10 protein-coding genes are annotated in these 13771 nt (G+C 67.3%); 3 read left to right on the top strand and 7 right to left on the bottom strand.

What is annotated here, in order from left to right; all coding sequences use genetic code 11:
- Positions 1-6: 6 nt before the first annotated feature.
- Together glnL and glnA are read right to left on the bottom strand one after the other, a co-directional pair.
- Entirely contained in the window at positions 7-1149 is a 1143-nt protein-coding gene (glnL, locus tag DTA15_RS02855; RefSeq protein WP_006482511.1) for a nitrogen regulation protein NR(II), read from the bottom strand.
- Positions 1150-1310: 161 nt separating this feature from the next.
- On the bottom strand, positions 1311-2726 hold the full coding sequence (glnA, locus tag DTA15_RS02860) for a type I glutamate--ammonia ligase (RefSeq protein ID WP_006482510.1): 1416 nt from the start codon (positions 2724-2726) through the stop codon (positions 1311-1313).
- A gap of 406 nt (positions 2727-3132) precedes the next feature.
- On the opposite strand from glnA, the gene DTA15_RS02865 reads away from it, so the two are divergent.
- Positions 3133-3600, top strand: a complete 468-nt coding sequence (locus DTA15_RS02865) for a rhodanese-like domain-containing protein (protein WP_006482512.1) — start codon at positions 3133-3135, stop codon at positions 3598-3600.
- A gap of 116 nt (positions 3601-3716) precedes the next feature.
- Here the strand turns inward: DTA15_RS02865 and DTA15_RS02870 are convergent, their stop codons facing one another.
- The 5 genes from DTA15_RS02870 to hrpA form a co-directional block, all read right to left on the bottom strand.
- Positions 3717-4532 (bottom strand): competence/damage-inducible protein A, encoded by an 816-nt coding sequence (locus DTA15_RS02870; protein ID WP_006482515.1) that lies wholly within the window; start codon positions 4530-4532, stop codon positions 3717-3719.
- The gene (locus tag DTA15_RS02875) at positions 4529-5356 is read right to left on the bottom strand and encodes an EI24 domain-containing protein (protein ID WP_006478362.1); all 828 of its coding nucleotides are present in this window, start codon (positions 5354-5356) and stop codon (positions 4529-4531) included. Before DTA15_RS02875 ends, DTA15_RS02870 begins: the two co-directional genes overlap by 4 nt.
- 116 nt (positions 5357-5472) lie before the next feature.
- Positions 5473-6447, bottom strand: a complete 975-nt coding sequence (locus tag DTA15_RS02880) for a sterol desaturase family protein (protein ID WP_006482516.1) — start codon at positions 6445-6447, stop codon at positions 5473-5475.
- 16 nt (positions 6448-6463) lie between these two features.
- Complete coding sequence (locus DTA15_RS02885; RefSeq protein ID WP_006482513.1) at positions 6464-7453, bottom strand: YVTN family beta-propeller repeat protein; 990 nt, start codon at positions 7451-7453, stop codon at positions 6464-6466.
- Positions 7454-7642: 189 nt separating this feature from the next.
- Positions 7643-11851 carry an ATP-dependent RNA helicase HrpA gene (gene hrpA / locus DTA15_RS02890; RefSeq protein ID WP_012492715.1) on the bottom strand — a complete coding sequence of 1403 codons (4209 nt, stop codon included), beginning with the start codon at positions 11849-11851 and terminating at the stop codon, positions 7643-7645.
- 23 nt (positions 11852-11874) lie between these two features.
- Here hrpA and argA point away from each other — a divergent pair, with 23 nt between their 5' ends.
- On the top strand, positions 11875-13254 hold the full coding sequence (gene argA, locus DTA15_RS02895) for an amino-acid N-acetyltransferase (RefSeq protein WP_006485509.1): 1380 nt from the start codon (positions 11875-11877) through the stop codon (positions 13252-13254).
- 53 nt (positions 13255-13307) lie between these two features.
- Positions 13308-13583, top strand: coding sequence for an oxidative damage protection protein (locus DTA15_RS02900; protein ID WP_006478357.1), 276 nt, complete (start codon positions 13308-13310; stop codon positions 13581-13583).
- The last annotated feature ends 188 nt before the right edge of the window (positions 13584-13771 follow it).

Genomic DNA, 13771 nt, shown 5'->3' on the forward strand with positions numbered 1-13771 from the left:
CGCCGCTCAATGGTCGAGCGGCAGCAGGATCTGAAATTCGGTACGTCCGGGCCGGCTTTCGACCTCGATCATCCCGTCGTGCTGCTGTACGAACGTCTGCGCGAGCGTGAGGCCGAGGCCGCTGCCGTCTTCGCGTCCGGACACGAGCGGGTAGAAGATCCGGTCGCGGATCTCTTCCGGAATGCCGGGCCCGTTGTCGATCACGTGCAAGTCCAGTGCCAGCCGGTACAGGCGCTTGGCGATCGTCACCTTGCGCGCGATGCGCGTGCGCAGCTCGATCTTCGCGTCGCCCTGCGCGATCCGTTCGCGCAGCGCCTGCGCGGCGTTGCGCACGATGTTGAGCAGCGCCTGGATCAACTGCTCCTTGTCGCCGCGCAGGTCCGGCACGCTCACGTCGTAGTCGCGCTCGATCGTGAGCCCGCGCGGGAACTCCGCGAGCATCACCGCGCGCACGCGTTCGCACACTTCATGAATGTTCACGTCGCCGACGATGTGCGGATGCCGGTGCGGCTCCAGCAACCGGTCGACGAGCGTCTGCAGGCGGTCGGACTCCTTGATGATCACCTGCGTGTATTCGCGCAACTCGCCGCGCTCGCGCTCGCCCAGCTCGAATTCGAGCAGCTGGGCTGCGCCGCGAATGCCGCCGAGCGGGTTCTTGATCTCGTGCGCGAGGTTGCGGATCAGTTGCTTGTTGACCGCGGTCAGGTCGTGGATGCGCTCTTCCCGATCGGTGCGCGACTGCCGTTCGTTCTCGAACAGCTCGACGAGCACGAAATCGGGCGCGTTCTCGAGGAAGCCGACGATCGCATGCACGTGCAGCGGTTCGCGGCCGGGCCGGTCGAGCACGGTATCGAGATGCGTCGCGTGAAAGCGTTCCTCGCCGATCGCGGTGATCGTCGAGGCCAGCTCGTTCGCGTTCGGAAAAATCTCGCCCCACGGCCGCTGCGCGAGCTGCCGCCGCGAGATGTCGAGCATCGCCTCCGCGGACGGGTTCGCGAACGCGATCCGCAGCGTCTTGCGGTCGAGCACGATCACGACCGTCGGCAGCGCTTCGAGCCCCGCCAGCAGACCCGAGCGCGAGAGCCGCTCGTCGTCCGTCAGTCGTTCGGGCTGCCCCGTTTTCGCCTTGATCAGATTCTTCAGAACCATCTGCGTGCTTGTCGCGCCTCAACGGGCCAGAAAATGAAAATCGTCGGAACAAAAAAGGGACGGCTGGACGCCGTCCCCTTTCAGACTCCGCCGCTCCCGCCGCAAGCCGCGCGGCGGGAACGAACCGGCATGACGGCGCTGAATCGAAGCGCCATCGCCGATTAGAGCGAGTAGTACATCTCGAACTCGATCGGGTGCGTCGTCATGCGGAACTTCGCCAGCTCCTGCTCCTTCAGCGCGAGGTATGCGTCGAGCATGCTGTCCGTGAACACGCCGCCACGGGTCAGGAACTCGCGATCCTTGTCGAGTGCTTCGAGCGCCTGGTCGAGGCCCGCGCACACGGTCGGGATCTTTGCATCTTCTTCCGGCGGCAGGTCGTACAGGTTCTTGTCCGCTGCTTCGCCCGGATGGATCTTGTTCTGGATCCCGTCGAGGCCGGCCATCATCAGCGCCGAGAACAACAGGTACGGGTTCGCCATCGGATCCGGGAAGCGCGTTTCGATGCGGCGGCCCTTCGGGTTCGACACGTGCGGAATGCGGATCGATGCCGAACGGTTGCGCGCCGAGTAGGCGAGCTTGACCGGCGCTTCGAAGTGCGGGACCAGACGCTTGTACGAGTTCGTCGTCGGGTTCGTGATCGCGTTCAGCGCGCGAGCGTGCTTGATGATGCCGCCGATGTAGAACAGCGCCAGTTCCGACAGGCCGGCGTAGCCGTTGCCCGCGAACAGGTTCTGGCCGTCCTTCCAGATCGACTGGTGAACGTGCATGCCCGAACCGTTGTCGCCGACGACCGGCTTCGGCATGAACGTCGCCGTCTTGCCGTACGAGTGCGCGACGTTGTGGATGATGTACTTCGACCACTGCGTCCAGTCGGCGCGCTCGACCAGCGTCGAGAACTTCGTGCCGATTTCGTTCTGGCCCTGGCCCGCCACTTCGTGGTGGTGCACTTCGACCGGGATGCCGAGCTGTTCGAGCAGCAGGCACATTTCCGAACGCATGTCCTGGAACGTGTCGACCGGTGCGACCGGGAAGTAGCCGCCCTTCGTGCCCGGACGGTGGCCCGTGTTGCCGCCTTCGAATTCCTTGCCGGCCGACCACGGTGCTTCTTCCGAGTTGATCTTCACGAAGCAGCCCGACATGTCCGTGTTCCACTGGACCGAGTCGAAAATGAAGAATTCCGGTTCCGGACCGAAGTAGGCCGTGTCGCCGATGCCCGTGCTCTTCAGGTACGCTTCCGCGCGCTTCGCGAGCGAACGCGGATCGCGCTCGTAGCCCTTGCCGTCGGCCGGCTCGACCACGTCGCAGGTCAGCACGAGGGTCGACTCTTCATAGAACGGGTCGATGAAGGCAGCGTTCGGGTCCGGCATGAGCAGCATGTCCGACGCCTCGATGCCCTTCCAGCCCGCGATCGACGAACCGTCGAATGCATGGCCGCTTTCGAACTTGTCTTCGTCAAACGCCGAAACCGGCACCGACACGTGCTGTTCCTTGCCGCGCGTATCCGTGAAGCGGAAATCGACAAACTTGACGTCCTCGTCCTTCACGAGCTGCATGACGTCGGCGACGGTTTTACTCATAACCTCTTCTCCTGATTGAACAATTCCGGCGGACTGGGAACCGCCTCGTTTATCGAGCTGACCGGGGTCTTGCTTTTGGCGCAGCGCGCCCCGATTCGACCGAATTCTATATAGCAGCTTCCGTGCCAACCATCGCAAAACCGACGCGGATCGCGCCGTCCCGCGCCGCAGCGGGGCTCGCCTGCGCAATTGCAGGGCTCGGGGTCGCACCGACGCCGACGACATCGCACCGCCTTGGTGCAATCGGCGAGATGCGGCGGCGCGTCCGAATCATTCTGGTGCATGCGCGCCATTCTGCACCCTTTTGGTGAACCCGTGGCCCGCGCGTGCGCCGCAGGCCGCGCGGACGTCCGTGCCGTGCCGCCGCGCTAGAATGATCGTTTGACCGATACGGAGACTCCCTGCCATGAGTACGCTCGACCAGCTTTACGCGAAGGCCGACGAACGCCGCGCACAAGGCGCGCTCAACTACGCCGGCGCGCTGCTGCCGGTCGAGGCATTCGAACTGCTGCAGCTCGACCCGTCAGCGCGCCTCGTCGACGTGCGCACGCGCGCCGAGCTGGACTGGATCGGCCGCCCGCTCGTCGGCGACGGCCAGTACCTGCACCTCGAATGGACGCGCTACCCGGGCGGCGTGCCGAATGCCGAATTCGTCAACGAACTGAAGGCGGCCCTCCCGGCCGCCGATACGCCGATCCTGTTCCTGTGCCGCAGCGCCGCGCGCTCGAAGCTCGCCGCGGTCGCGTCCGCGCAGGCCGGCTACACGAAGGCGTTCGACCTGCTCGAAGGCTTCGAGGGCACGAAGGACGCCGAAGGCCACCGCAAGACGGTCGACGGCTGGTGCTTCCGCAAACTGCCGTGGATCGGCGCCTGAGCGCGCGCCGCACCCGCCGGTTGCGACAGCCTCATCGTCGAGCCGGGCGATGACATGCCGATGACGGGCCGCGTTGCGCGGCCCGTTGCTTTTGGCATTGCCGCGTTGCAGGCCGCTCAGGGGCGCGGCGTGTCGGGCTCGACGACGTCGCCGCCGAGCAGATGCACGCCTTCGCGCAGCTTCACGAACGCGGCCGCGACCGCTTCCGGCTCGCCCTTCACGCCGAGATCGATGTGCCGGCGCGCGTAGATGCCGCCGCGCTCCGCGTCGCCCACGCTCGGCAGGCTGAACACGCGCACGCCCGGGAAATCGCGCTCGATCTTCTCCATCAGCGGCGTGAGTGTCGATTCCGGCAGTTCGAACACGTATAGCGAGCGCTCCGCATGCGGCGTCGCGTGATGCAGATGCGCGTACTTCGTATCGAGCACCCATTCGATCATCGGCCACGCCATCACCGGGAAGCCCGGCACGAAATGGAGATCGCCGACCGAGAAGCCGGGAATCCGGTTGTAGCCGTTCGGGATGATCGTCGCGCCCGCCGGGAACACGCCCATGTTGAAGCGATGCTGGTTCTCCGGCGACTCGAAGTCGACCGGCGTGGCCGGATCGGTGTGCGTTTCGCGAATCCGCTCCGAAATCAGCTCCTTCGCTTCCGGATGCAGCGCGAGCGGCACGCCGAGCGCGGCGGCCGCGCACTGGCGCGTATGGTCGTCCGGCGTCGCGCCGATGCCGCCCGTCGAGAACACGATGTCGCCCGACGCGATCGCGCGCGCGAGCGTCGCGGTGATGCGCGCCGGATCGTCGCCGACGTATTCCGCCCAGTCGAGCGCGAGGCCGCGCGCGCCGAGCAACTCGATGACCTTCGCCAGATGCTTGTCCTGCCGGCGGCCCGAAAGGATTTCGTCGCCGATGATGATGATGCCGATGCTCATGCCTGCCCCATGTCGATTGCGGTGGCGCGCGCGCTGGCGCGCAGGTCTTCCAGCGCGCGCAGGCAGTAGTGCCCGAACCACAGCGCCGAGAAGACGAGGATGAAAGCGTAAACCCAGATCATGGCGGCCGCGACGAACGGAAACAGCACCATCATCCAGACCGACGAGACCCACACGAAGGTCGGCACGGTGCCGAGCAGCCCGGTCGCGACGCCGATGCCGATCAGCGGCCAGCGGTGCCGGCGCACCAGCGCGCGGCGCTCGTCGCGGCTCGCGTGCAGCGCGAGCGCGTCGTAGGTCATCACGCGGTACGTGAGCCAGCCCCAGATCACCGGCGGCAGCAGCGCGAAGAACGGCGGAATCAGCCACAGCGGGATCGTGACGACGAGCAGTACGACGCCGACGATCGCCGCGCCGAGCGAATTGACTACGCTGCCGAAGAAGGTGCCGCCCCGCTTCGCTTCGAGTGCCGCGAACTGGCGATTCGAAAGGTGCTTGATCACGACCGGCATCGAGATCGTCGCGATCAGCAGCAGCACGGTCAGCACGATCAGCGGGATCGCGAGCGACACGACCACGAACGGCGCGACGACCGCATGCAGCTGCGACATGCCGATCGCGTCGAACGCGCGATACAGCATGGCCGTCAGCACGAAGCCGTCGAGCGCGCCGCGCGCGAGGTCCAGCAGCGTCTGCCACGAGAACCACAGCACGGCGCCCCACAGCAGCGCGGAGACGACGAACGGCATCAGGGTGAGCCACAGCATGCGCGGGTGCAGCGCGCTGGCGAGCGCCCGGACGAAGGAACGCAGCAAGTCGTTCATGCGGACCTGTATCGATGGAGAAAAACGGGGAAAGGATAAACCACGCGGCCCGCATGCGCCAAAGCGCATGCGGGCCGCGTGGGAAAGTCGTTCAACGGGAGAACGGCCGGATCGGGTCAGGCCGACGCCGCGCCGCGCTTGGCGGGGAACAGGCGCCGGAAGATCCGCACGAACGCCAGGCCGTGCTGCGACCAGAAGCCGTCGCCATAGGACACGCCCTCGACCTGCTCGCGGATGCCGGTCGGCTCGACCGTGCGGTTCCACGACGCGGTGCCGAACATCATGTCCCACCACGGGAACAGCACGCCGAAGTTGCAGCCGTACTTGGTGCCTTCGTGGCCGTAGCCGACCGCATGGTGGCGGCGATGGAAGATCGGGCTGACGAGCAGGCGCTCGCCGATGCGGCCGTACGACAGCCGCGCATTCGTGTGCTGAATGCTCTGCAGGAAGTTCGTGACCGCGGTCAGCACGACGAACTGCGACGGCGTCACGCCGATCACGAGCGCGATCGCCGCGAAGAAGCACGACTGCAGTACGTCGTCGAGCAGGTGGTTGCGGTCGTCGCACCACAGCGACATCTGCCGCTGGCTGTGATGGACCGCGTGCAGCTCCCACCAGATACCGAACTTGTGCTGCCAGCGGTGATACCAGTAGCCGGCGAAATCGAGCACGACGAGGTAGATCGCGAACGCGACGATCGGTTGCGACGTCACGCCCGGCCACAGATAGTCGAGGTTGACGTTCGCGACGCCGTGCAGGCGCAGCCACGCCTGGAAGCTGTCGAACACCGGCTGCAGCGCGAAGAAGAAGAACAGCGTGTAGATGCCGAGCTTCGAGATCGCCGTGTAGATCACGTCGACCCGCACCGCGCGGCGGTTCTTCCAGCGCTCGACCGGCAGCAGCGCCTCGAGCGGGCGCAGCAGCGCGAACATCAGCACCATCTGCAGCGCGCCGATGATTACCCAGTACAGCGCGTCGTAGGTGTCCTCGTCATAGTCCATCAGGTTGAACTTGAAGAGGAGCGGCTGCACGACATCGACGTACAGCCAGGTCTGGATGTCCGACACGAACGCATCGATCAGGTGCAGCATCGTTCGCCTCCGCCCGTCACGCGCCGTTCGCGGCCTTCCACGGCGCGCGGTCGTAGAAGTAGATGCCGTGCGGCGAGCGGCCGACGGCGATCGTCTGCACCAGCTTGCGCGACGCCAGGTCGATGATCCCGACCTTCTTCGCGAAACGGAACGTCACCCACAGCGTCTTCTTGTCGGCGGACAGCTCCATGTCGTCCGGGCCCGGCAGCAGGCCGGTGATGTCGCCGACGTTGGTGAGCGTGTTCTCGTCGATGATGCTGATCGTGTTCGCGACGCGGTTGGTCACCGCGACGTGCGTGCCGTCGGCGAGCGAACGGAAGTTGTGCGCGCCCTTGCCCGTGTAGATCTGCTTGACGACCTTCTGGTTGCGCCAGTCGACGACCGCGACGTAATCCGCGCCGGTCATCCCGACGAGCAGGAACTTGTCGTCCGGCGTGAGCCACAGGCCGGCCGGCACCTTGCCGACCTTCATCTTCCATTTGACCGTCTGCGTAGGCAGGTCGATCGCCGCGATCTCGCCGGACACCTGCAGCGACACGAGCAGCGTCTTGCTGTCCTTCGTGAACGCGAGGTGGCTCGGCATCACCGCGAGCGGCACGCGCTTCACGAGCTTCAGGTCGCGGCCGTCGTAGCCGTAGATGTCGACGCGGTCGAGCCGCAGGCCGGCCGCCGCGAACCACTTGCGATCGGGCGAGAAGCCGAGCTGGTAGGGATCGTCGATCCCTTCGACGGTGCGCTGCAGCTTGCCCGTCTTCGGATCGAGGAACATCAGGCTGTTCGAGACCGAATTTGCAACGATCAGCGACGCATTGTCGGGCGTCGCCATCAAATGGTGCGGTTCCTTGCCGGTCGGCATCGTGGAAACGACTTCGCGGGTCTGCTGGTCGATCAGGGAAAGCGTCGCTTCGGCCGAGTTGAGAACGATCACGTTATTCGCGTGGGCGGCGGGCGCCAGTACGGCGGCGGCCAGCGCGAGCGTGCGGCCGAGGGAAAGGAAAGTGCGCATGAAGACTCACGTCGTGGAACAGCAGTCATTGTAGAACGTTCGGCGGGCCCCTCCGGTTGACCCATGCCGGTATTGCGCCGCTTCGCCGCACGCCCCGCCTGCCGGACGCGCCGCCGCGGCAGGCGCCGTGCGGCCGGCCGGGGCAGCCAGGGCCAGCCGCCGGGGCGGACGCGGTCAACCGATGCCGCGCTAGCGCTGCATCGACTCCCAGACCTTGTGCAGACGCTTGACAGAGACCGGCATCGGCGTGCGCAGTTCCTGCGCGAACAACGAAATCCGCAATTCCTCGAGCAGCCAGCGGAATTCCGCGAGCCGCGCATCGGCGACGCCGCCGCGCTGCGACACCGCGCGCTGGTACTGCTGGGCGAGCGGCAGCAGCTCGGCCGACTGCTTCGCGTCGCGTGCCGGATCGGCCTTCAGCTTGTCGATGCGCAGCGCGATGCCCTTCAGGTAGCGCGGGAAATGCGCAAGCTGCGCGTAAGGCGTGTCGATCACGAAGCGCTTGCCGACCAGCGCAGCCAGTTGCTGCTGCAGATCCGCATGCGCCTGCGCGAACGGCTTCGCCTGCGCGAGCTTCTTCACGAGCCCCGCGTATTCGGCCAGGATCTGCCCGACGAGCCGCGCGATTTCCTGCGCGAGCAGGTTCAGGCGGCTGCGGCCCTCGTCGCGGCGCGCGTGGAAGCTCGCGTCGTCGTCGGGCAGCGGATCCTGCAGGCACGCGCGGTCGAGCGCCGTGTCGATCAGCTGGTCGCGCAGTTCGTCCTGCGTGCCGAGCGACATGTACTGCATCGCCATCTCGCGCAGGCCCGGCAGATTCTTCTCTAGGAACTTGATCGGCTCCTTCAGCTGCAGCGCGAACAGCCGCCGCAAGCCGGCCCGGTGAATGCGCGCGGCCTCCTCCGGCGAATCGAACACCTCGACGTCGCAGTGCGTGCCGCGGTCGACGAGCGCCGGATAGCCGTACAGCGTCTGGCCGCGCCGGCGGATTTCCAGCAACTCGGGCAGCTTGCCGAAATTCCACGTCGTCAGGTTTTCGTACAGCGCGGTCGCGCCGGTTTCCGCCGGGACGGCCGTCTGCGGCGCGGCGCCCTTGCCGGCCTTCGCGCCGCGAGCGGCAACCGCGGGCGTGGCAGCCGACGCGGACGCGTGGCCGAGCGCGTGACCGGCGTCGGCGTCGCCGCCGGTCGCGATCGTCGACGCCGCCGCGATCTTCTGGAACTGCTGCTGCGCCTGCGCGCCCAGCTCCTGGCGCAGCTGCGCGAGATTGCGCCCCATCGCGAGCTGGCGGCCGTGCTCGTCGATCACCTTGAAGTTCATGAACAGGTGCGCGGGCAGCGTCTCGAGCTTGAAGTCGGCCGTTTTCATCGCGACCTGCGTCTCGCCGCGCACGTCGGCGATCAGCGCCTCGACGAGCCCGCCCGCACCGAAGCGCTCGCGGCCCATCCGCTCGACGAAGCCGGCCGCGTATTCGGGCAGCGGCACGCAGTGCCGGCGCAGCTTCTGCGGCAGCGACTTCAGCAGCAACTGGACCTTTTCCTTCAGCATCCCCGGCACGAGCCACTCGCAGCGGCGCGCGTCGACCTGGTTCAGCGCGAAGAGCGGCACCGCGAGCGTCACGCCGTCGCGCGGCGTGCCCGGCTCGAAGTGATAGGTGAGCGCCATTTCGACACCCGCCATCGTCGCGCGCTTCGGGAACAGGTCGGTCGTGACGCCGGCCGCCTCGTGACGCATCAGGTCGTCGCGCGACAGGTACAGCAGCCGCTGCTTGTCCTCCGCCTGGCCGCCCTTCTTCACCTCGTCGCGATACCAGCGCTCGAACGCGGCGCCCGTGTGGATGCCTTCCGGAATCGCATGGTCGTAGTACGCGTAGATCAGTTCGTCGTCGACCAGCACGTCCTGACGGCGCGACTTGTGCTCGAGCTGCTCGATGTCGGCGAGCAGCTTGCGGTTGTGCGCGAAGAACGGCAGCTTCGTGTCGAATTCGCCTTCGACCAGCGCGCCGCGGATGAACAGCTCGCGGGCGCGCGCCGGGTCCTGCTTGCCGAACGCGACGCGCCGCCGGTGGTAGATCGGCAGCCCGTACAGCGTCGCGCGCTCGAATGCGCTGACCTGCGCCGGACGCTTTTCCCAGTGCGGCTCCGACAGCGATTTCTTCAGCAGGTGCGCGCCGATCTTCTCGACCCACTCGGGCTCGATCTTCGCGAGGCAGCGCGCGTACAGCCGGCTCGTCTCGACGAGTTCGGCCGCCATCACCCAGCGGCCGGCCTTCTTCGCGAGCGCGGAGCCCGGCCACAGGTAGAACTTGATGCCGCGCGCGCCGAGGTAATGCGGATCGTCGTCGGCCTTCATCCCGAGGTTGCCGAGCAGGCCCGTCAACAGGGCCAGATGAATCTGCTCGTAGGTGGCCTCGACTTCGTTGAGCCGCCAGCCGTGCTCGCGCACGACCGTCAGCAGCTGCGAATGGACGTCGCGCCACTCGCGCAGCCGCAGGTGCGACAGGAAGTTCTGCCGGCATGCATCGATCAGCTGGCGATTCGATTTCTTGTGCGCGACGGCCTCTTCGAACCACGCCCAGATCTTCAGCCACTGCAGGAATTCGGAGCGCTCGTCGGCGAACCGGCGGTGCGCCTGGTCGGCCTGCTCCTGCGCTTCGATCGGGCGGTCGCGCGGGTCCTGCACGGACAGCGCGCTCGCGATGATCAGCACCTCGCGCAGCGACTGCTGGTCGCGCGCGGCGAGAATCATCCGGCCGACGCGCGGGTCGAGCGGCAGGCGCGCGAGCTCGCGGCCGAGCGGCGTCAGCGCGTTGTCGTCGTCGACCGCGCCGAGTTCGTTCAGCAGTTGATAACCGTCCGCGATCGCGCGGCCGGGCGGCGGCTCGAGGAACGGGAACGATTCGATCGCGGTCAGGTGCAGCGACTTCATCCGCAGGATCACCGACGCGAGCGACGAGCGCAGGATTTCCGGGTCGGTGAAGCGCGCGCGCGCCTGGTAGTCGCTTTCCTCGTACAAGCGGATGCAGACGCCGTCGGCCACGCGGCCGCAGCGGCCCGCGCGCTGGTTCGCGGCCGCCTGCGAGATCGACTCGACCTGCAGCTGCTCGACCTTGTTCCGGTACGAATAGCGCTTCACGCGCGCGAGGCCGGTATCGACCACGTAGCGGATGCCGGGCACCGTCAGCGAGGTTTCAGCCACGTTGGTCGCGAGCACGATGCGGCGCGCGTTCGACGCCTTGAACACCTTGTCCTGGTCGGCCGCCGAGAGCCGCGCGAACAGCGGCAGGATCTCGGTATGCGGCGGATGGTGCTTGCGCAGCGCCTCGGCCGCCTCGCGGATCTCGCGCTCGCCGGGCAGGAACACCAGCACGTCGCCGGGGCCTTCGCGGCACAGCTCGTCGACCGCGTCGACGATCGCGTCCATCAGGTCGCGCTCGGCTTCGCGCGCGGTCTTCACGCGGTCGCGGCCGCCCGTGCCTTCGGCGTTCTTCACGGCCGGGCGATCCTCGGCCACCGGGCGGTAGCGCATCTCGACCGGATACAGCCGCCCGCTCACCTCGATCACGGGCGCGGGGCGCGCGTCGGTGCCGAAATGGCGCGCGAAGCGATCGGCGTCGATCGTCGCGGACGTGACGATCAGCTTCAGGTCCGGCCGCCTCGGCAGGATTTCCTTCAGGTAGCCGAGCAGGAAGTCGATGTTCAGGCTGCGCTCGTGCGCCTCGTCGATGATCAGCATGTCGTACGCCTTCAGCAACGGGTCGGTCTGCGTCTCCGCGAGCAGGATGCCGTCCGTCATCAGCTTGACGGACGCGCCCGGCGCGAGATTGTCGGTAAAGCGCACCTTGTAGCCGACCACCTCGCCGAACGGCGTGCCGAGTTCCTCGGCGATCCGGCGGCCGGTCGACGAGGCGGCCAGGCGCCGCGGCTGCGTATGGCCGATCAGGCCCGTGCCGCCGGCGCCGAAGCCGCGGCCGAGATCGAGACAGATCTTCGGCAACTGGGTGGTCTTGCCCGAGCCGGTTTCGCCGCAGACGATCACGACCTGATGATCGGCGATCGCGCGCGCGATCTCGTCGCGCTTGCCCGAGACGGGCAGGCTTTCCGGGTACGTGATCGGCGGAACGGGATTCGGTGCGACCGGGGCGCGCGGCGGACGCTCGCGGCGCGGGGCGCGCTCGCCCGTTGCCTGCGGCGCGCCCTTCGCGGCCGGCTGGCGCGCGCCGCCGCGCCGTTCGTCGCCGCGCGGCCCGCGCGGTGCGGGTGCCGCCGTGCCCGCCGGCTTGTCCTGCTGCTGGCGGGGCGGCTGGCCCTGCTGCTGGCGCGCATCGGCCGCACCATCCGGGTGCTGCGCCGACGGCGTATTGGCCCGCGTCGGCGCGGGACTTTTAGAAACATTCGACATGGGGGCGCATTATAATCCCGCCCATGAATTCCCAAACCGACCTCCCTCCCGCCCAGACCGGCGCCGCGACGCCGCCGGCCGCCGACGATTCGGCCGCCAGCCACGCGCAGTTCGTCGACTGGATGCGCTCCGTCGCGCCCTATATCCACAAGTTCCGCAACAGCACGTTCGTCGTGGGGTTCGGCGGCGAGGTGGTGCAGCAGGGGCTGCTGAATGCGCTCGTGTCCGACATCGCGCTGTTGCAGGCGATGGGCATCCAGATCGTGCTGGTGCACGGCTCGCGCCCGCAGGTCGAGGAGCAGCTGAGCCTGCACGGTGTCGAATCCGAGTTTTCGCACGGGCTGCGCATCACCGATGCGCGCGCGCTCGAATCCGCGAAGGAAGCGGCCGGCGAAGTGCGTCTCGACATCGAGGCCGCGATCAGCCAGGGTCTGCCGAACTCGCCGATGGCGCACGCGCACATCAGCGTCGTATCCGGCAACTTCGTGACCGCGCGGCCGGTGGGGATTCTCGACGGGGTCGATTTCGCGCACACGGGCATCGTGCGCAAGATCGACGCCGAATCGATCCGTCATTCGCTCGCGAGCCGCAAGCTCGTGCTGCTGTCGCCGCTCGGTTTCTCGCCGACCGGCGAAGCGTTCAACCTGTCGATGGAAGACGTCGCGTCGGCGGCCGCGATCGCGCTGCGCGCCGACAAGATCATCTTCCTGACCGAAGGGCCCGGCATCGTCGACGACGAAGGCGAGCTGGTCCGCGAAATGTCGCTCGACGCCGCGGCCGAGCTGCTCGATTCCGGCAACATCCAGGGCGACGACGCGTTCTTCCTGAAGCATTCGATCCGCGCGTGCCGCGGCGGCGTGACCCGCGCGCACCTGATCCCGCAGTCGCTCGATGGCAGCATGCTGCTCGAACTGTTCCTGCACGACGGCGTCGGCACGATGATCTCGTACGAGAATCTCGAGAGCCTGCGCGAGGCGACGCCGGACGACGTCGGCGGCATCCTGTCGCTGATCGAGCCGCTCGAGTCGGACGGCACGCTGGTGCGGCGCGGCCGCCACCAGATCGAACGCGACATCGACCACTTCTCGGTGATCGAGCACGACGGCGTGCTGTTCGGCTGCGCGGCGCTGTACCCGTACCAGCAGGAGAAGATCGGCGAGATGGCGTGCCTGACGGTCGCGCCGGAAGCGCAGGGCTCGGGCGACGGCGAGCGCCTGCTCAAGCGCATCGAGCAGCGTGCCCGCGCGCGCGGCCTCACGCACATCTTCGTGCTCACGACGCGCACCGAGCACTGGTTCCTCAAGCGCGGCTTCGTCAAGGTCAGCGTCGACGACCTGCCGGAAGACCGTCGCAAACTCTATAACTGGCAGCGCAAGTCGCTCGTGCTGATGAAGCAGCTCTGAGCACCGGCACGACTGCCCTTCCCCCCAGACACCGATTACAGGAGAAGTACACGATGGCTCGAATGATCCAATGCGCGAAGCTCGGCAAGGAAGCCGAAGGCCTCGATTTCCCGCCGCTGCCGGGCGAACTCGGCAAGCGCATTTACGAGAGCGTCTCGAAGGAAGCGTGGCAAGGCTGGCTCAAGCAGCAGACGATGCTGATCAACGAAAACCGCCTGAACATGGCCGATCCGCGCGCGCGCCAGTACCTGATGAAGCAGACCGAGAAGTACTTCTTCGGCGACGGCGCGGACCAGGCGTCCGGCTACGTGCCGCCGACGGAAGGCTGAAGCGACGCGACTTGCGACGGCAGGCCGCGCCGGCCTCGTCGCGACGTGAAGCCAACGCCCAGGCAAACGGCACCGTGTCTCGCACGGTGCCGTTTGCTTTTGGGAAGCGTGATCCGGTGCGAGCCGACGCCGCGCGACGCACGCTCGGTCCGGCACGCGATGCCGCCGGAGCGCCGAATTACCGCGCG

It is taken from the genome of Burkholderia cenocepacia (genome assembly GCF_900446215.1).
Classification (GTDB): domain Bacteria; phylum Pseudomonadota; class Gammaproteobacteria; order Burkholderiales; family Burkholderiaceae; genus Burkholderia; species Burkholderia cenocepacia.

Excerpts from the sequence above, each read along its gene's own strand:
- DTA15_RS02880 (WP_006482516.1), bottom strand. The coding sequence starts at position 6,447 with ATGCTGCACCTGATCGATGCGTTCGTGTCGGACATCCAGACCTGGCTG.
- DTA15_RS02865 (WP_006482512.1), top strand. The coding sequence starts at position 3,133 with ATGAGTACGCTCGACCAGCTTTACGCGAAGGCCGACGAACGCCGCGCA.
- glnA (WP_006482510.1), bottom strand. The coding sequence starts at position 2,726 with ATGAGTAAAACCGTCGCCGACGTCATGCAGCTCGTGAAGGACGAGGAC.
- DTA15_RS02885 (WP_006482513.1), bottom strand. The coding sequence starts at position 7,453 with ATGCGCACTTTCCTTTCCCTCGGCCGCACGCTCGCGCTGGCCGCCGCC.
- hrpA (WP_012492715.1), bottom strand. The coding sequence starts at position 11,851 with ATGTCGAATGTTTCTAAAAGTCCCGCGCCGACGCGGGCCAATACGCCG.
- DTA15_RS02900 (WP_006478357.1), top strand. The coding sequence starts at position 13,308 with ATGGCTCGAATGATCCAATGCGCGAAGCTCGGCAAGGAAGCCGAAGGC.
- DTA15_RS02875 (WP_006478362.1), bottom strand. The coding sequence starts at position 5,356 with ATGAACGACTTGCTGCGTTCCTTCGTCCGGGCGCTCGCCAGCGCGCTG.
- argA (WP_006485509.1), top strand. The coding sequence starts at position 11,875 with ATGAATTCCCAAACCGACCTCCCTCCCGCCCAGACCGGCGCCGCGACG.
- glnL (WP_006482511.1), bottom strand. The coding sequence starts at position 1,149 with ATGGTTCTGAAGAATCTGATCAAGGCGAAAACGGGGCAGCCCGAACGA.
- DTA15_RS02870 (WP_006482515.1), bottom strand. The coding sequence starts at position 4,532 with ATGAGCATCGGCATCATCATCATCGGCGACGAAATCCTTTCGGGCCGC.